Below are 17,771 nucleotides of genomic sequence, written 5' to 3' on the forward strand. Positions count from 1 at the left end.
GCTCAATCCGGTGCCCCATTATGACTATTATGAAGACATCCGAGGAATCTGTAAGATAGACGTAAGTCTAGTTTTATTGTTTTTAGCACTTACAGCACAAAAAAAGGAGGGGTTGCCCCCTCCTTTGATTAATCATTATCTTCAACGGTTTCGTCTGTTTCGCCTTCTTCAGCACGAATCTGCTCGAGTTCTTCTTCAGAAAGTTTTGTGACATGGATTTTACGAATACGATCATTCTCGATCTCCGTCGGTTGTAACAGATACCCTTCGAATCTCACCTTCACTACCTCATCATCATCTGGGAAGTAGCCAAGTTTCTCGATAATCGCACCCGCCATTGTGTCCACTTCATCAGACTCTAATGACGTTTGATAGATTTGATTGAATCGGTCGAGTGACATTCCGGCATCAATCACCGAATTGTTTTCGTCAATTTCTACGACTTCTTGTTCTTCTACGTCGTACTCGTCTTCGATATCTCCGACGATTTCTTCAATCAAGTCTTCTAATGTAACAATCCCTTCAACCCCGCCGTATTCATCTTTCAATACCGCTAAGTGTTGACGAGTTTTTCTAAATTCTACTAATAAATCATCCACGAAAATCGTTGATGGTACGAATACTGGCTCATGCGCTAGGGCACGTAAGTCAATATTGTCGAATCCTTGCTCTTTTGCAGCACGGAAAACATCTTTTACGTGAATCACTCCAATTACTTTATCCTTATCTTCTTCGTAAAGAGGAAGACGAGAATAAGAACAGTTCAAGATGGTCTCTAAGTTCTCTGAAATATCGTCATCCACGTCGAGCATTAATGTATCTGTACGTGGAACCATCACTTCACGTGCTAGTTTGGTATCTAGAGAAAGTACCCCTTGCATCATCGCAAACTCGGAAATATCAATCGCTCCGTCGTTACGGCTGTTGGCAAGTAAAGACTTCATCTCGCTTCGTGTTAATTTTTCTTCTACCCTCGAAAATTCGATTGGTGTCATTCGTTTTAATAACCCTGTTGAGAACGTCAAAATCCATACGAATGGTTTTGCAATCTTTTTGACAAACAAAATTGGTCCTGCAGTATATAATGCAATCGGTTCTGCCACTTGCAACGCTACTTGTTTTGGATATAATTCCCCAAATACTAAAGTAAGGTATGCTAGAACGACTGTCACAATCACAAGTGATAATGTTTCGGCTCCAGGAATGTTTCCTAATAATGGTTGAATTCGTGAAGAGAAACTTGTTGCGGCAGACGCACTCGAGAAGAATCCTGCAAATGTAATGGCTACTTGAATTGTTGCGAGAAACTCATCCGAATTCTCTAATAAGCGCATTACCTTAATGGCTCTCTTATCTCCTTCTTGCGCTTTCTGTGCCATTTTCCCTTGGTTGATAGACACAAACGCAATTTCTGCTGCAGAGAAAAATGCATTTAATGCAGTTAATAATACAATGATTAAGATCTGGACTCCCAGCGAACTCCCATCTGAATCAGCTGTCATAATTTTGTTAACCCCTTTTAACTATAGATTTTACCTATTCTATGAATGGTATAGAGATATCATATCAGTTTTTTTCGAAAAATCAAGATTTTCCCCTGTTTTGTAATGGTTCTTTAATGTTAAAAGCCCTTTCTAATGCATTTTTCAGAAAGATTCTTTTCGTTTTCTCATCATTTCCTAACTTTTCTAGTTACAATTTCGCCAAAAAGTGGTACTATTGTAGTGAAACCAATCTCAAGGAGGAATGAGTATGTTATTAAAATCTCTTGTAGTTCCAAAAAAGAGTCTAACGGTCGTTAAAGAATCATGCACGTTAGAAGAAGCGATTAAGATTTTAGAAGAATCAGGATACCGCTGTGTTCCTGTATTAGATGAAACGGAAACGTTCTTTAGAGGGAACATTTATAAAATGCATATCTATCGCCACAAAGCAAACGGTGGAGATATGAGTCTTCCAGTAACTCATTTAATTAAAAACTCGACTAAATTCATCAGCGTGGATAGCTCTTTCTTCAAAGTGTTCTTCACGATTAAAGAATTACCTTACATTGCCGTGTTAGATAAACAACAACGTTTCTACGGAATCTTGACACACAGCAGCTTACTTAGCATGCTTCAAGAATCATGGAACGTGAAAAACGGTTCTTACGTATTAACGATTATCTCTGGCGGTGAAAAAGGCGCACTTGCGAACATCTCTAAAGTGATTAACAAGTATGCTTCTATCGCTAACGTAATGACCATCGATACTGAGAAAGATAAAAGCTTACGCCGTATCTTGATCACATTGCCAGCAGGCGTGACAAAAGACACCCTAAAACAAATCATCGACAACCTAGAAAAGAAAAACTATTCTGTTGCGGAAGTGGAAGATTTGCAAAACACATAGGATACGAGACCGAGCGCTCAGAAATGGAACGTTGGACCGGAACGCCGGAAGGAACGTGAAACGTTCTGCGGACGTTTCGGGAAACGCACGCCATTTCTGCGAGGTCGAGTTCAACTATAGGATACAAGAAAAGGCGTTTAGAAACGAATCACTGGACCGAAATGACGGAAGGAACGTGCAACGTTCTGCGTACATTTCGGGAAGTGGACGTCGTTTCTGCCTTTTCGAGTTCAACTACTAGAATGTGAGCCCGAACTCAACTTCACTAATTACATCTACACAAAAAACCAGCACACCAGCCTTAAGCTAGTGTGCTGTTCTTTTTTTCTTTTAATTAACGAACCACCGAACGTGCCATACGAGCTACTGTATGACGAACCCCTCGAATCGCAACCGACAATGCGTAAATATTTTCCACTGTCGCTAAACCGCCGTATCCTGCGTCCCCGATATGTTGAATATCCACACCGGCCACTTTATTACGGATGGCAATTTGTTCAATCACTTCTCTTGAAGAACCTTCTTGGCTTGTTCCAATCGCAGAAAGCACAAGTGCATCGTTGGCATGCGCCACCTTCACAATTTCCACAAGCTCTTCGTCAGTGAATCCTGGCACCGTTCCAACCGCTGGAACAAGAATCACATCGGCTCCCGCTTTAATAAAGCGTTTCGCGATATCCACGTTCATCACAGGTTCCTTCGAGCCTGCTCCGTGCATCTTCCCAGCAATCACAAGCCCTGAATAGTGTTGTTTCACCATGGCAAGTGACGCTTCAATCGTCTCATTCGTTACCCCTGTTCCTGGATTTCCGGTTAAGCAGATAAAATCAAGACCAAGTTCTTCCGCACGTTTCACCGTTTCAACCGTACAAGTGCGACCTGGTGAGATTTCGATGCGTATTTCTAGCATCTCCGCATTCATATCCACTGGTTCCAAGTTCGCTCCAATTGGCAAACCACTCAGTTCTTTGGCGCGTTGTACTGGATTTTCACTTTCTTCAGCCCCATAGATGAGCGGATCGAAGCAGTCAAATCCATTTAAGAGCACCATATCTCCACCGAATGCCTTTGCGATTTCTGCGTTGGATAATTCATTTAAGAAAGTTGGTCTCACGCATACCGTTTCACAGCACACTGTTCTACCTTCTGCTGCTTCAATCGCCTTTTTCAGTTCCTTTCCGGTCATTTTTCTGAAATCACTGGCCACACAATTTAACAATCGTTTACTCATTTCGTTTCCTCCTGTCCACGAACCAGCGCCACTACCTCTTTCAACAACGCTTCATCCGTCTGTTCGTAATCTCCATTTTCATGATAGGCATAGCTAAGCCCCTCGCCTGCAGTCGTCGGGTCCGTTTTCCACGTCTTAAACGTTCCATGGATTTGCGAAATCCCCGTCTCCTGCATTAAGTGCTGGACATTTTCTTTAGTGACACCGCCGCCACAAAGCAGTTCAATCTGACTTCCGTAGCGAGCTTGCAAGTCTTTTAAGAGCGGGATTCCTTTCTCAATTTGCGCCTGTTGTCCCCCTGTTAAAATGCGCGTGCATCCTAGCTTTATTAATCCCTCGATGGCACTATTCACATCCGGCACAAGGTCAAACGCCTTATGGAACACACTCTCGGCATGATATTTCTGACATAACTCAATCATCTGCTTCGTACGATTCCAGTCAATCGTCCGGTCTTCTAATAGAAATCCAAACGCCAACCCTTTCGCACCAGCTTCTAATAAGAGTTTTGCACCGATCAGCATGCTCTCAAACTCTTCCTTCGTGTAACAAAATCCTGCACCGCGAGGACGAACCATACAGACAATTGGAAGGCTCACTCCAGAATCGAGCACTTTTTGCAAGGTTCCGATGCTTGGCGTTAATCCTCCTAAGAAAAGCGCGCTATTCAATTCAATGCGGTCAGCACCCGCACGCTCTGCAATCTGGCAGTCTGCGATGCTTCCAGCACATACTTCTACTGTCATACCGTCCCTTCTTTCATGCGCGACAATGCAAGTAGCGCTAATCCGTAAATAATCGTATCTGTTTCTAAGTCTTTAATCCCAATCCATTCGTTTGGCAAATGCGCAATATCTCTTTGCCCTGGGAAACTTGGGCCATACGCAATGATATTTGGAATATTATATATATTTCCTTCTAATAGAGTGCAATAAAATCCGATAAAACTTTGTTCATTCAGCTATTTATAAATGTGGTTATCTATTTTTTGTTCTCAACAATTGAATGGCGCGCTTCAAGATACGTTCAGCATCAATTCTTTGATAATCTTCAAAGTTGATTACTTCAACAGGAACACCTAAAGGGTTATATTTTGAATAAATTATGCTGAATTTGAAGTTTACCTGTGGCGCTAATAAAATTACATCCGGATGATATTGATCATAAATCATATCGATATTACAATCTGTAAATGCTTTGATTTCTAATGGCACATTATGTTTACTTGCCACTTCCTGCATTTTACTCGCTACAAAACTTGCTGACATACCTGTACTACAAAATAGACAAATTCTATTCATTGAAAATTCTCCTTCTATTGTAATTTATGATTTTCTATGGTATTCTTCAAAAACTCAACATCATAAACAAACTTCTTCAATAATTTTATAGAAGCATGGAATACATTAATCTAAAAATAACAGTTTATTTGCTTCTATTATACCCAATAACTACTCCCTAATGTTAGTCAATTTTTAATATCTATGTGAAACATTTCGTATTTTTTCTTACTTTTTGACCGATTTTGGATGATTGGTGTGCTAAGAAAGAAAAAGATGTCTCTTCGATTGAACTGCTCTATCAAAATACAGTCAGCAAAAAAATTACAAATGGTTTCAGTCGGTGGGACCGGAACAACATGGTACGGTGCTGCGACGGATTGTTCTAAAAATTGGGCAACAAAAAAGGCACCGGAATCGGTGCCTGTAGAACTGGGGTAGCTGGATTCGAACCAACGAATGACGGAGTCAAAGTCCGTTGCCTTACCGCTTGGCTATACCCCAATGGTGGAGGGGGGCAGATTCGAACTGCCGAACCCGAAGGAGCGGATTTACAGTCCGCCGCGTTTAGCCACTTCGCTACCCCTCCAGCAAATATTAAAATTTCGTACTCAGATATCTTACAATAGTTTGAAATAGAATGCAAGGATTTTACCGCAAAAACATAAAGAACCTAGTCCACTTTTGGCTAGATTCTTTATGAGTTATTTTAATTTAGATGTCACTTTCTTCTTCGAGAAGGTGCGCTCTTGTTTATTTCCTAAAGCGTTCAGACGAGCATCTAAAAGAATATGACGGCCCTCTACGCTTCGGGTGTAGATGATTTCGTATGAGCCGATGTATTTTTCGATATTTGCGACAAAGACGATGACGTCTTCTTTTCGTTTATCGAACATGCTTGGGACGGCAAAATATTTCGTTTGGTCATTGACCCAAGTCGTAGCTCTTAAAATATAGCGTTGGTTCTCGATTGGAGCAAAGAATTCCGATAGTGCCTGTGCAAAAATTTCTTTTTCGCGCAAGGTGCCACCCTTTAGATAAGTGGCTGTTTGAATCGAATTCTTATCACCGCGAACGACTCTGGCCTTACAGTTTTGCGTCTGCAGATGTCCGGATGCCAGCAAGGCTTTTCGGACGGCTTCGGCAAAGAGTTCGAGGCGTTTATACGGGCTCTTGTATAGGAAATATCTCAACCAGACGATATTTAACACGATTAGCGATAAAATCCCCACTGGATATAAGAGTTGGGACGGTCCGTTCGCAAAATCGAGAATAATGTAGACAATCAGTTCCGTCAGTGCGATTGCTTGTGCATAGGTTAGAATTTTCCGTGCATCTGTCAGAAGAACGGTTGGCAAGAATGTCTTGTCCACTGCAACTTCATTGGAGATTTCCATGTCTTCTAGAAGCGGAAGGGATTCATTCCAGCGCTTCTTCAACTTTTCGCGGTTACGCGAGCGTTCGATGGTTTCTTGATTGAGCTTTGTTAAATCCTTCTTCGTAAACTTGATCGTTCCAAAGTCTAGTCGATCCACGCCTGATTCAATCGTGTTTTCATTATAGTGTAATCCTAAGAACTGCTTCATGCGGCGTTGTAATAATTCCATATCCGGACTATCGATTCCCACAGCAACCTCTTCGTCTTCTTTCTTCTTGAAGAGTTTTTTCTCCGCCAGATTAATGGACACGAGATGCCAAACGCTACTTGTCTTATCTGGATTTTCCGGCCAAATGCGAATCGCGCGACCTCGCATCTGATTGCTGAGCATGAAACTTCCGACAAAGCTCGCGAGAATCAATGAGTTCACGCATGGCGCATCCCAGCCTTCGCCGAGGAGTGATTTTGTTCCAATCACGACATGAATCTGTCCTTCTTGGAAGAGCTGCGTCACGGCGCTCACTAAATCATGTTGCGACCCTACTAGATGGACCTTCACATAGTCGTTTTCATCAAGTTGTCCTACTGGTTGGAAGGTGATCTTATCGGAACCAAAAATAGCCTCTAGACGCGGTTTCACTGCTGTTGGGATAATTACGAGACTTCCTGTTAAAACCGCCACAGGAACGTCTAATTGCTGCTCCACAAGCTCTCTACGAAGCACTTCAAAGTAAGGCAATACGCCCAGTTGGCTATATTGAACTTCTGGATTTCCTAAGTGCACCTCAAAATCTTTTCGAATGAAGTCGGTTAGAATCAACTGTCTCAATTCGCTGCCTAATGTTTCATATTCAGCCTTAAAAATTTCTCGGACTGCGTTTAGTTTTCCAAGAGATTGATTTAACAGCTGGTCGAGTTGTTTATTGCGAAGTAACTGCACTTGTTTACGATCAATTAACCCGAGCGATTTCAACTCATGCTTCAATTCCTTACAGTCTTCTTCGGATAAATCATACCAATGCGGCACATCGAATAACATTCCCTGTAAGAGGATTTCAAACCACGCCAAATCAAATGTCGGAAGCAGGCTTGCCCCCAGTAATTGTTGGAAATGTTTCGGAAACTCGATGCCTTTATGACGTAAGAAAATCAGTGTTGCCGAGAGATACTTCGGCTCGTTTAAGAGTTCGTCTTCGGAGATCGTTCCATCGAGCGCGCGACTAGTTCTTACCGCCTCACAAAACATCGAATCAGACGATAGATTTTTCAAGAAGGCTCTCTTTTGAGTAGAAAACTGATCGAGTTGTTTCTCTTCTTCCTTCGTTGGAAAAGAGAAATACACATAGTCCTGGTGCGGACACAAACTTCCCTCTTTAACGAGTTCTGGAACGGTAATTTCTTCATCAATTTCCCCACACATGGTCACATAACGCTCCCAAAGCGCAGGCTCCCCTTCATATGGAGGTGTTGCCGTCAGCGAAATCACACTGATGTCCGCAAAGGATTTACGGAAGGTCTCTAGACTCTTCCACCATTCATTTCGCAAGTGATGACACTCATCGAGGCACAATGTTCCAAGGTTTGCTTCCTTAAAGAGCTTAATAATATCCACGTCTTTAAAATCAAAGTGCTCGTTCTCGACCACATCGTCCGTATCCTCGACTTCAGCGTCGCCTTCCAGACGATTGATGGCACTGTGCAAGGCTTGATACGTCGCAACGGTGATGGTCTTTGGCTGCTTCAGATTTTGCGAAATCATTTCATCGGCTAGGCTCGCATCATCCAAAAACGCCTCACGAATACGGTCCACCCACTGCTGACGAATGGTTACAGTCGGCACTAAAATAAGCGCCGGCTTACTATTACGACGGATAAATTCAATTCCTAGCGTCGTTTTCCCAGAACCTGGAGCCGCCACCAAGTGAATATGGCCATCCGCCATAATCGAATCGCTCTTTTCTAAAATGCGCTTTTGATACGCTCTCCACTCGCCTTTAAAAGATAAGTGTTCGAACATGTAACCCCTCCTTTGCTCATTCATTATACCATCAGATTTCTTCTTTTAATTCGATTTTGATAACACTGTCCACCTCATCTGGCAATGGATAGGTGTAAGCCCCAATTTCTCCATATTGTGCAAAACAAATGTCTTGAAAAGCTAAAGTAGTCCAACTGTTAGAAATTCTTACTTCGCTACCATCATGGACAAAACTCATACGTTCAATCTGCTCTTTATCGATCCCTGTTAACGCAATCGGACCAATCGGTTGTTCAAAAACATGAGCATACAAAATTTTCCCATTCTTTGTATAATAACCCCATTCCGGTTTTGGCAGATTCACTAATTCTCCTTCGTAGATAGATTCTCCATTGCTCTTCATCCAGCATCCTATTTCACGCAAAATATCGATACTCTCTTGAGGAAAGCTTCCCTTTGCATTTGGTCCCACATTTAAAATCATGTTTCCACCCTTACTAACACATTCCACCAGTTTACGAATGAGTACTTTAGGGCTCTTATAGAGTTTATCGCTTGGGTTATAGGCCCAATGGTTATTCATAGTGAGGCATAATTCCCACGGTAGCAATTCCCCTTTTACATTCCGAATCCCTTCATGTGGCACGATTTGTTCAGGACTAACAAAGTCTCCGGAATAAAGATGAATCTCCTCACTAGCAATACTTCCGAACCCCTCTCCAGAAGTCTCTAAGCGGTTGTCAACAACCACATCAGGTTGATGTTTTCTTACAAGTTCTATTAAATCGCTTGCCTTCCATTTCTCACCAAACATTTCTCCGTAAGAAAAGTCAAACCAGAGAATATCGAGTTTCCCATACTTTGTTACAATTTCCTCCACTTGGTGATACATAAACTCCAAATAGCGGTTAAAATCGATTTGTTCATCCTTATAAGCGATATTTTCTCTCATAGGATGATGTCGATCGGCGTACTTCGGATAATCTGGATGATACCAGTCCAGCAGACTAAAATATAATCCTACTCGAAGCCCTTCACCCCTTACCGCTTCTACAAATTCCCGAACTAAATCCCTTCCAAAGGGTGTATTGGTAATTTTATAATCTGTATACTCAGAATCAAATAAACAAAATCCGTCGTGATGTTTAACCGTCAATACGACATACTTCATTCCCGCTTCTTTAGCAGCCTTTGCCCATACTTTGGCATCGAATTCACTTGGATTAAATGCGTCAAAATAGGGTTGATAGTCTTCAATTGTCATTTTTTCATTACTGCGAATCCATTCTCCCCTTCCAGGAATCGCATAAAGACCAAAATGAATAAACATCCCAAATCGAGCTTGTCTAAACCATTCCGTCCTTTGTAAAATGATTTCTAAGGAATTCTCCATTCCCCTCCACTCCTTTACATCAATACATTCAACTAATGTTATTCTAGCACTCTTCTCTTTTCAATTACACCTTTTTCTTGAAAGAACAGTATTGCCTTTTTATATAATCACAATACAAAAAATCTCTTAGATAGGATTACCTTCTCACAAGGATTTACAGTAATCCAGAGATATCTAAGAGATTTGTTCTATTAATGATTCATTCTTTTTTTCTGATAGTCCTTTGAAACTTTCATCAAAGTCTCGTAAGCTTCTGCCAACTCTTCTTTCAATGTGGCATCTTTCAAGTACGACTGCACCTTGGCAATCACTTCTTTCTCGCGACTCGCATCTAAAATCGCGATGCCATTTTCTTTTTTAATACGAGCGACATCGACAACGACTTGCATGCGGCGTTCAAAGAGCGCTACAATCTCGCGGTCGATGGCATCAATTTCTGCGCGTTGTTTTTCTAACAAGAGATTTCCTCCTCATTTAAATTCCAAAGAAGACGCCTAATGGGTAACCTACAATAATCGCACTAGCGGCACTGAGTAAGAATAGGCCCCCTCCGTATACAAAGGCATCTTTTGCATTCGTCCAACCAGAACCGACCGAAATCGCTACATACGGCATGCTTGGTGGTGTCATGAAGGCAAGACTCGCCATGAATCCAATCAAGCAGGCAATCGTTCCCGCTTGGACGTCGACTGAGCCTGTTGCATAGACGGTCGTTAATACGGTTGTGACTACCGATACGGTTACTAAGTTTGAAGAGACATTCGTTTGTAATCCTGCCCAAAGGACAAAAATAATCACGACTAGAATTGGAGCGAGCGTCGCAAATACTGGTACGAGTGAACTTTCGAGAAGTCCAATCACTCCTAATTCCGGTTTTGTGACAAGAGTTCCCATGCTTAAAGTGGCTCCTACCAAGAACATACTTGGCCAGTACACGCCCTTTTGAAGTCCTTCTTGAATCGATAAGAGTGGTTTCCCGTCAAATGACAGAATCGCCATCACGATGACCCCAATCATCGGTGGGAATGCCATTCCTGCTGTTTTTAGGAAGGCTGCAATATCTGGTAAGAATCCTCCTACGAGTTCTGGTAACACCCATAATAAGACGACGCCCATGAAGATGAATACTGTCGCGGTTTCGCGTTTTGATTTGGCAGGAAGAGCTTCAAGCGATTCGAGTGGTTTCATTTCTGCGTTTGATAAATCCACTCTCCAAACGGTTCTAAGAACAGCCCACATCGCGATAAAGAGCACGAGTCCGGCTGGAATGCCAATCATCATATATTGCGCGTTGGAAATCGCGATTCCTGTCGCATTCTTGTAAAGCGCCATGGCAGTCACAGAGAAGACGTGGTTGATTGGCGTCATCGCAGTACCGATTGCCACCGTGGCAAAAAGTGCAATCAGGAGCACCGAAGCTTGTCTATCGCCTTTTTTCAATCCGAGAACAGCCATGATTTCCTCGTAAATCGGGAAGACGATCATAAAGAGAATCGTCGGCGAAATAAAGAGGCTGATGGCGAGAACGCTGGCGTAAAAGGCCCCGATAAAATGCCATGGAGACTTTCCTGCAAAGGAGCTGCCGAGTGCACGTGCGACGAAACGTCTCAGTGCAGGCGTTTGCTCGAGGGCGTATGTCATTAAGAAAGTAAATAATAGGAAGACAAAGGTTGTATTCCCAAACGACAAATTAAAAATCTGTCCGTAGTTGACGCCTGGAAGCATCCCGATTCCTAACATCACATAGCAGAGAACGCTTGGCCAGTCCGTTGCGACAAAGAGCCAGAGTAATAGACTGCTAAAGAAGATAGATAGGATGGAAATTGTTGGTGCTTCAAGCCCAAATAATGATTGTTGTGTAATGGTTAAATAACCGCTCGTTCCCATGAGAACAGCGCTGAGCGCAACGATGGATAGTTGCAACTTAGTCCATGTTTTTCCTTTCATTGGTTCACCTCATTCTTATCTATCCTACCTCATTTTTTAGCAGATTGCTATTGGAAATAAAGAGTTTCTGCAAATTTCTAAACAGTTTTCTACTATTATATAGAAGAAATTTTCCTGCAAATAAAAAGCCGGGCACGAAGCCCGACTCTGGATTAATGCTCTAATTTTAAGGTTTGTGCTAAACGTTTGTACATTAACATCGCAAGTACGCTATTTAGGCCGAACTTCACGATATTAAATGGAAGTAATGCGAATACCATTAATGATCCTAAGTCTGTTACCAATGGGTTTAATGCATGTGCTGCAGCAACGATTTTTTCCATTGGGAAGTTCATCGCTGTTGCATAAAGTGGGAACATCACGAAGTAGTTCGCTGTCAGTAACACCACTGTTGCAGAAATCGTACCGATGACTAAACTAATCACTGCTGATTTGAAATTACGGCGACGTTGATAGTAAAGCACTGCTGGTAACATAAAGCTTAAGCTACCGATTAAGTTTACTGTTTCTCCGATTCCAAAAGTCATTGACCCGTTATAGAAGAAGTTTAACAACACTTTGATGAGCGCAATCAAGCTTCCGTGCAATGGTCCAAGAAGATATCCACCCAGTAATACTGGTAAATCCGAGAAGTCGAGCTTCACGAATGTTGGGATAAACGGTACGTTGAACGATAATAGCATTAATACGGTACTAATCGCACCAAAGACTCCTACTAGAACAATTTTTTTAGCCGATGTTCTGTTCGACTTTTTTACATTTGTACTCATGGTACGTCCTCCTTCATAGGGCGAAGGAAATTGCACTGTTTCTCAGTTTCAAAGAAAAAAGCAGCATTGAAATGGACCTTTCAATACTGCTCGTCAAATAGACTTGTTGAAATAGTGCCATTTTCTCACATCTAGACTATACTATCGGTTCTGGAATTGCACCAGATCATGCCAATCGGCTCGTGGACTATACCACCGGTCAGGAATTTCACCTTGCCCCGAAAATGTTATTTATGTTTGTATTGTAGCACCTCGCCGCCACTTAGGCAATCTCTCTGCCTCAAAAAGCTGTTTTTATGCTGTTTCTCCAATAAAAAAACTTGGATGACGTTTATCATCATCCAAGTCCTGCTATTTGATTGATAAAATTATTTCTTTTCTTCTTTTTGCTCAACAAATCCAAGGCGTTCAATGTTTTCTTTAGATGCTGAAAAACTTACTTTGCCATCTTTCTTAATCAGTGCAACATCCATTGTTTCATATAAACTTGGCGCTTTTGCACGACTTTCTGGATCATTCAATTTGAACTTCTTCATGTCTATTTCAATAGTGAAACCTATTGCTTTTGCACCATCTGACAAAGTAATTCTTACACCTTCGATATCTTTTATTTGATTCACGAGTTCATCTCGTTTTTGACGAGTTGCTGTTGCTAATTCCTGAACCTCTGATAAACGTACTACTACATCGGTTGTTAGAGATAAAACTTCGTCATTTCCTTTGTCATATACATATGTATAAGTGATCTTCGAATTTTCTGTTTGAAAAACAAAGACTGATTTACTTTCTGAACGGCATCCTAGTAATACAAACAATGCTCCTAATAGTACAATAGATAACTTCAATATTCTCTTCATGACAGTACTCTCCTTATTTCACTTCTTTAAACTCGTATTCTAAAATAGCCTCTTTAGATAATTGGTAGCTAACCATATTATCCTTTTTCTTCAAAGCTGCATTAACTGTGTTATAGAGCGTTGGAGCTTTCTTGCGACTTGCCTCATCATCGAACTTAAATTTATTAACGTCGACTTCAATCGTTAGCGTAATGTAGTTATTATCGTCCTTTTTAGTGTATGTAACACCTTCGATTCCTTCCATCTCTGAAACAATTCCATCTCGCTGACTACGCACGGCTTCTGTGTACTGTTCATTTTTTGTGATATCGTAAATAATATTCATCGTTAGTTTGGAAACCGAATCTTTCTCTTTATCGTATACATAAGTTAATGTCGTCTTACTTGCAGTCTTTTGTAAAACAAATTCACTTTTTGTCTCTTGGCTACATCCCAGTAATACAAATAATGCTCCCAATAGTAGAATGGATAGTTTAAAAATTTTCTTCATATGATACTTCCCTTGTTTTGACTTGCTTTAAGCATAGAAAATGAACTATAGTTTGTCAATTTCCATTGCAGTCCATACTCATCACTTATAAAAATACTTGGATTACATTTACTGCAATCCAAGTTCATATCGATTATTTCACTTCTTTAAATCCTTCTTTTAAAATACTCTTTTTAGATTCTTCAAAGCTGAAAATATCATTTTTCTTTATTACCGCTGTATGAACGCTACTATAGAGAGCTGGTGCTTTAGCACCTGTCTTCTCATCATCGTAGTTGAACTTCTTAAGATCCACTTCAATCGTTATCTTTAGTTCTTTTGCGCTATCAGATTGAGTGACTTTGACCCCTTCAATGCCATTCGCGTCGTCTACTATTAGTTTTTGGGTACTACGTGCTCTTTCCTCGATTTCTTTACTTTTTGAAATGTCATAGATGAGATTAAATGTTACAGATGAAACTGAATCTTTTTCTTTATCGTATACATAGGTTATTTTTTGTTTTATATCACTAAGATCAAAAACAAATTCACTTTTAGCTTCTGAACTACATCCTAGTAAAACAAATAACGCTCCTAACAACACCATTGTTAATTTCAAAATTTTCTTCATTAGAATACTCCTTTAAATCTGACTTACCTTTATCATAGAAAATATAGTACGCAATGTCAAATCTGCTTTTATAAGATTACTACGATAAAAAGTGTAAACAAAAACCGCCTCCCTTTCAGGAGACGGTCATTTCATTTCGTATTAAAAATGGATATATTCACATTGTGCTGCTACGCTTGCTGGAATTGTACGATAAGAGATTACGTTTAATCCAACAAAATTCATTTCAGAGATGTAAACTGATCCGTCAGCGTTAACTGATTCTACGAATGCAACGTGTCCATAAGTTGGGTGTGACCCACCGATACCGCTTTGGAATACCATCGCTGTACCTGCTGCCGGTGTTCTTGACACTGAGTATCCATAACTACGTGCATATGAAGGCCATTCATTAGCGTTACCCATCATGCTGTGACCGATTGGTGTACCGACTTGTGCCATACGGTTAAATACATAGTAAGTACATTGCCCGAAGTATCCACCGTTAAGTGAAGCACGGAAACTTGGGTCAACTGCTGGAAAACCTCCGCCAGTTGTGTAAGTGTAGCTTGATGTTTGTGTTGTAGCTGCTGGTGTTGCATTAGAGCTTGAAGTTGAAGTTGATGTTGAAGTTGTACTTTCTGAAGTTGTACTTGCTGCTGGAGCTTGGTAAGCTGTGGCCGTTGCAACTGTTTGTGTTGCTTGTGTGGCTTGAGCTGCTAACGCTTGGCGTGATTCTTCAGCAATACGAGCTGCTTCTGCGTCAGCTTTGGCTTTTTCTTCAGCTAAACGTTTTTGGAAAGCTTCTTTTTCAGCAACTAATCCGTCACGTTTTGTGATTTCAGCTAACTCTTCTTGTGAAAGGTTTGCTAATAATACTTTGTTTTTAGAGAAAGTATCGTTTAATTCTGTTTGTAGAGAAGCTAATTCTTTTTCAGCTGCTTCTTGTTCAGCTAATTTTTCTTGTTGAGCTTCTTCTTTAGATTCTACTTGTTTTTTGTCTTCAGCTTGTTGTTGCATTAATTCGCGGTTTGCGCTCATTAAGTCCATTACAACACCGATACGGCTAACCGCATCTGATAAGCTTTCAGCATTTAATAAGAAATCTAAGTATGAACGAGCACCGTTTGTTTGTACTGAACGAGCTTGTTCTTCTAAACGTGAGTTACGTTCTGCGATAACTTTTTCTAATTTAGCAATTTCAGCTTTTAATGTTTCGATTTGTTCTTGAACTTCAGCTTTTTTAGCTTGAGTTGTATCGATTTTAGTTTGTACATCAGATAATTCTTTCGCTAATGTATCGATTGTAGAATTAACTGCTGATTTTTTCTCATTAATGTTAGCGATTGATGAGTTAACTGTTTCGATTTGTGAATCGAAATCTTGCGCGTTAACTGATGGCGCTAAAGCTCCTAATGATAATACTGTTCCTGTTACTAATACTGTTAATAAACGTTTTTTCAAGTGATTCCCTCCAATGTTTCTCACTAAATATATATTCGAAGTAGCCGGTCACGGCTTTTATAAAACTTAACTTGATACTATAATACCATAGGACTTTAGGCCGATGTTGATTTTCTTCGAATTGATAATACCTTGTAATAAAGCTGTAACATAACCCGAACGACTGACCTTTTTGATACATAAATGGTTATTTTTTGTGAAAAATTACAGGGTAAAATGTGAATTTTTGTCGATTTTTGGAGTGGGTTTCTGTTTTTTAACTCTTCCACACTCCTCTTTATGACACACGAAAAAAGTTTTGTTACAAACGGTTTCAACTCCCGATAAATATGGTATATTTAACGTATCTTGAAAAAATAGAAGGGAGCTATTTTTATGATATTAACATTGACGATGAATCCGGCGGTCGATATCGGATATACCGTTGACACATTAAAGATTGATACAGTCAATCGTACAAAAAAGGTGAGCAAAACGCCTGGAGGGAAAGGACTAAACGTGAGTCGCGTGCTCAAACAGCTCGGTTCGCCGGTGTTAGCAACAGGGTTACTCGGGGGCCATATTGGAGCTTTTATTAAAGAAAAACTGGATGAGGTTGGCTTGCGAAATGACTTCTATCCGATCCAATCGGAAACTCGTAATTGTATTGCCATCCTACACGAAGGATCACAAACGGAAATCTTAGAGGCTGGTCCTACGATTACGCCAGAGGAACAAGCAGGTTTCCTCGCACACTTTGAAAACTTATTAAAAGAAGTCGATCTCATCACGATTTCTGGGAGCTTGCCTGCTGGAATGGACGACGATTTATACGCAACGATTATTGAAAAAGCTGCTAAAGCCAACATTCCTGTGCTTTTAGATACTTCTGGAAAGACATTGAAGATTGCGCTCGAAGCTGCTACAAAGCCTGCTTTAATTAAGCCAAACCAAGAAGAACTTGCTGGATTACTAGGGGTTCCTGAAGCAACAACGGTGGAAGAATTGAAGGAACAATTGAACTCTCCGCTATTTGACAGGGTGGATTGGGTGGTTGTTTCGCTTGGGTCAAAAGGCGCATTGGCAAAACACGAAGGGGTCTTTTATCAAGTCAACATCCCCAAAGTCAACGCCGTGAATCCTGTTGGCTCTGGAGACTCAACGATTGCTGGGTTAGCGCATGCGATTGCAAAAGGCGAAAGCAGCGAGACCATTTTAAAAACTGCTGTGACTGCAGGTACGCTCAATGCCATGGAAGCTCAAACGGGCTTTATTAACATGGATAACTTCGATGCTATTTTCAATGCGGTAACGGTGGAGAAAGTATAATTCCATTTGATTCCAAAGAATCCTTGCGGATTTATTCATAATAACTGTAATGGGGGACCGGTTCGAGCCGAAGTCTCTCACCTTCAAAGCCTCAAAGCGGCCGTACAAAAAATTTCTGACGGCCGCTATTTCGCATTTAATCCTATCCCCCATTACGGTTATTATAAAATCCGCCCATTCTTTGGAATCTTATTTTTTCTCCGCTTGAAGATAACTCTGCGGTTTCTGTTTTAAAACAACTCGAGCTTTCATGGGATTGAGCGGATGCAGTTTTATATGGGAAGGTGCACCGCTTTGCATTCGAAATGAGCTACCTAAAATCTTGAGTTTTAGAGGCAACAAATTCGGGTTTTTGATCAAAAAGTTATTTTGCAATATAACGTATACGTTATATTGTGTTTTTTACATTTGCTTTTGAAATATGATTGTGTAGGCGTTTATAGCAGGTTTAAAAATCTATTTAAAAACTTTTTTATTTCCCAAGTTTGTGAACTGCCCGTTATCGTCAGATTCGTTAAGAATCATTTTTTAGTGGTTTTAGGTATAAAGAAGATACAGGATGATTCTGGAGAATGCTGCGGATTTTATCATCATAGTAACGTGTTAAAGCATAAAAATGAAAAAGAGGGCGTAGGATTTATAATCCGTACTTAAAGTACTTTATAAGGTAGACGCAGTAGATGATTGAATTAAGC

At 40.6% G+C, this 17,771-nt stretch carries 16 protein-coding genes, 2 tRNA genes and 1 riboswitch; of the genes, 3 read left to right on the plus strand and 15 right to left on the minus strand.

Annotated features, from left to right (window positions below):
- Positions 1-128: 128 nt before the first annotated feature.
- A complete protein-coding gene (locus ADH02_RS01645; protein WP_048782045.1) occupies positions 129-1,502 on the minus strand; it encodes a hemolysin family protein in 1,374 nt (457 codons plus the stop codon).
- A 250-nt stretch (positions 1,503-1,752) separates the two neighbouring features.
- Here ADH02_RS01645 and cbpA point away from each other — a divergent pair, with 250 nt between their 5' ends.
- Entirely contained in the window at positions 1,753-2,391 is a 639-nt protein-coding gene (gene cbpA, locus ADH02_RS01650) for a cyclic di-AMP binding protein CbpA (RefSeq protein WP_048782048.1), read from the plus strand.
- A 334-nt stretch (positions 2,392-2,725) separates the two neighbouring features.
- On the opposite strand, the gene ADH02_RS01655 is transcribed toward cbpA, so the two are convergent.
- The 3 genes from ADH02_RS01655 to ADH02_RS01665 all read right to left on the minus strand — a co-directional run bounded on the left by ADH02_RS01655 (position 2,726) and on the right by ADH02_RS01665 (position 4,923).
- Positions 2,726-3,622 carry a PEP phosphonomutase gene (locus ADH02_RS01655; protein WP_048782049.1) on the minus strand — a complete coding sequence of 299 codons (897 nt, stop codon included), beginning with the start codon at positions 3,620-3,622 and terminating at the stop codon, positions 2,726-2,728.
- The gene (locus ADH02_RS01660; protein WP_048782050.1) at positions 3,619-4,368 is read right to left on the minus strand and encodes a copper homeostasis protein CutC; all 750 of its coding nucleotides are present in this window, start codon (positions 4,366-4,368) and stop codon (positions 3,619-3,621) included. Before ADH02_RS01660 ends, ADH02_RS01655 begins: the two co-directional genes overlap by 4 nt.
- A 231-nt stretch (positions 4,369-4,599) precedes the next feature.
- Entirely contained in the window at positions 4,600-4,923 is a 324-nt protein-coding gene (locus ADH02_RS01665) for a PTS sugar transporter subunit IIB (RefSeq protein ID WP_048713445.1), read from the minus strand.
- 237 nt (positions 4,924-5,160) lie between these two features.
- On the opposite strand from ADH02_RS01665, the gene ADH02_RS09240 reads away from it, so the two are divergent.
- Positions 5,161-5,343, plus strand: coding sequence for a hypothetical protein (locus ADH02_RS09240; protein WP_065427000.1), 183 nt, complete (start codon positions 5,161-5,163; stop codon positions 5,341-5,343).
- Here ADH02_RS09240 and ADH02_RS01670 read toward each other — a convergent pair.
- The 11 genes from ADH02_RS01670 to ADH02_RS01720 all read right to left on the minus strand — a co-directional run bounded on the left by ADH02_RS01670 (position 5,335) and on the right by ADH02_RS01720 (position 15,768).
- A tRNA-Gln gene (locus ADH02_RS01670) sits at positions 5,335-5,406 on the minus strand. The two genes, ADH02_RS09240 and ADH02_RS01670, sit on opposite strands and share 9 nt — an antisense overlap.
- Position 5,407: 1 nt before the next feature.
- Positions 5,408-5,491: transfer RNA gene (locus ADH02_RS01675), tRNA-Tyr, on the minus strand.
- A gap of 115 nt (positions 5,492-5,606) precedes the next feature.
- Complete coding sequence (locus ADH02_RS01680; RefSeq protein ID WP_048782052.1) at positions 5,607-8,297, minus strand: DEAD/DEAH box helicase family protein; 2,691 nt, start codon at positions 8,295-8,297, stop codon at positions 5,607-5,609.
- Positions 8,298-8,328: 31 nt separating this feature from the next.
- The gene (locus ADH02_RS01685) at positions 8,329-9,651 is read right to left on the minus strand and encodes an alpha-L-fucosidase (RefSeq protein ID WP_048782054.1); all 1,323 of its coding nucleotides are present in this window, start codon (positions 9,649-9,651) and stop codon (positions 8,329-8,331) included.
- A 191-nt stretch (positions 9,652-9,842) separates the two neighbouring features.
- Positions 9,843-10,109 (minus strand): chorismate mutase, encoded by a 267-nt coding sequence (locus tag ADH02_RS01690; protein WP_048782057.1) that lies wholly within the window; start codon positions 10,107-10,109, stop codon positions 9,843-9,845.
- Between the two features lie 16 nt (positions 10,110-10,125).
- Positions 10,126-11,598, minus strand: coding sequence for an SLC13 family permease (locus ADH02_RS01695; RefSeq protein ID WP_053091391.1), 1,473 nt, complete (start codon positions 11,596-11,598; stop codon positions 10,126-10,128).
- 152 nt (positions 11,599-11,750) lie between these two features.
- Positions 11,751-12,368, minus strand: coding sequence for an ECF transporter S component (locus ADH02_RS01700; protein WP_048782059.1), 618 nt, complete (start codon positions 12,366-12,368; stop codon positions 11,751-11,753).
- A gap of 115 nt (positions 12,369-12,483) precedes the next feature.
- Positions 12,484-12,598: riboswitch (FMN riboswitch) on the minus strand.
- A 138-nt stretch (positions 12,599-12,736) separates the two neighbouring features.
- Positions 12,737-13,225 (minus strand): DUF1307 domain-containing protein, encoded by a 489-nt coding sequence (locus ADH02_RS01705; protein ID WP_048782060.1) that lies wholly within the window; start codon positions 13,223-13,225, stop codon positions 12,737-12,739.
- A gap of 13 nt (positions 13,226-13,238) precedes the next feature.
- Positions 13,239-13,715, minus strand: coding sequence for a DUF1307 domain-containing protein (locus tag ADH02_RS01710; RefSeq protein ID WP_048782061.1), 477 nt, complete (start codon positions 13,713-13,715; stop codon positions 13,239-13,241).
- 133 nt (positions 13,716-13,848) lie between these two features.
- Positions 13,849-14,325 carry a hypothetical protein gene (locus ADH02_RS01715; RefSeq protein ID WP_048782063.1) on the minus strand — a complete coding sequence of 159 codons (477 nt, stop codon included), beginning with the start codon at positions 14,323-14,325 and terminating at the stop codon, positions 13,849-13,851.
- Between the two features lie 141 nt (positions 14,326-14,466).
- A complete protein-coding gene (locus ADH02_RS01720) occupies positions 14,467-15,768 on the minus strand; it encodes a CHAP domain-containing protein (RefSeq protein WP_048782065.1) in 1,302 nt (433 codons plus the stop codon).
- A gap of 375 nt (positions 15,769-16,143) precedes the next feature.
- Between ADH02_RS01720 and lacC the strand changes: the two genes are divergently transcribed.
- On the plus strand, positions 16,144-17,076 hold the full coding sequence (gene lacC, locus ADH02_RS01725; protein ID WP_048782066.1) for a tagatose-6-phosphate kinase: 933 nt from the start codon (positions 16,144-16,146) through the stop codon (positions 17,074-17,076).
- The last annotated feature ends 695 nt before the right edge of the window (positions 17,077-17,771 follow it).

The organism is Streptococcus sp. 263_SSPC (genome assembly GCF_001071995.1).
Lineage (GTDB): Bacteria > Bacillota > Bacilli > Lactobacillales > Aerococcaceae > Granulicatella.

Bases quoted from the DNA above. Each gene is read 5' to 3' on its own strand.
- ADH02_RS01645 (WP_048782045.1), bottom strand. From the start codon at position 1,502: ATGACAGCTGATTCAGATGGGAGTTCGCTGGGAGTCCAGATCTTAATC.
- cbpA (WP_048782048.1), top strand. From the start codon at position 1,753: ATGTTATTAAAATCTCTTGTAGTTCCAAAAAAGAGTCTAACGGTCGTT.
- ADH02_RS01655 (WP_048782049.1), bottom strand. From the start codon at position 3,622: ATGAGTAAACGATTGTTAAATTGTGTGGCCAGTGATTTCAGAAAAATG.
- ADH02_RS01660 (WP_048782050.1), bottom strand. From the start codon at position 4,368: ATGACAGTAGAAGTATGTGCTGGAAGCATCGCAGACTGCCAGATTGCA.
- ADH02_RS01665 (WP_048713445.1), bottom strand. From the start codon at position 4,923: ATGAATAGAATTTGTCTATTTTGTAGTACAGGTATGTCAGCAAGTTTT.
- ADH02_RS01680 (WP_048782052.1), bottom strand. From the start codon at position 8,297: ATGTTCGAACACTTATCTTTTAAAGGCGAGTGGAGAGCGTATCAAAAG.
- ADH02_RS01685 (WP_048782054.1), bottom strand. From the start codon at position 9,651: ATGGAGAATTCCTTAGAAATCATTTTACAAAGGACGGAATGGTTTAGA.
- ADH02_RS01695 (WP_053091391.1), bottom strand. From the start codon at position 11,598: ATGAAAGGAAAAACATGGACTAAGTTGCAACTATCCATCGTTGCGCTC.
- ADH02_RS01700 (WP_048782059.1), bottom strand. From the start codon at position 12,368: ATGAGTACAAATGTAAAAAAGTCGAACAGAACATCGGCTAAAAAAATT.
- ADH02_RS01705 (WP_048782060.1), bottom strand. From the start codon at position 13,225: ATGAAGAGAATATTGAAGTTATCTATTGTACTATTAGGAGCATTGTTT.
- ADH02_RS01710 (WP_048782061.1), bottom strand. From the start codon at position 13,715: ATGAAGAAAATTTTTAAACTATCCATTCTACTATTGGGAGCATTATTT.
- ADH02_RS01715 (WP_048782063.1), bottom strand. From the start codon at position 14,325: ATGAAGAAAATTTTGAAATTAACAATGGTGTTGTTAGGAGCGTTATTT.
- lacC (WP_048782066.1), top strand. From the start codon at position 16,144: ATGATATTAACATTGACGATGAATCCGGCGGTCGATATCGGATATACC.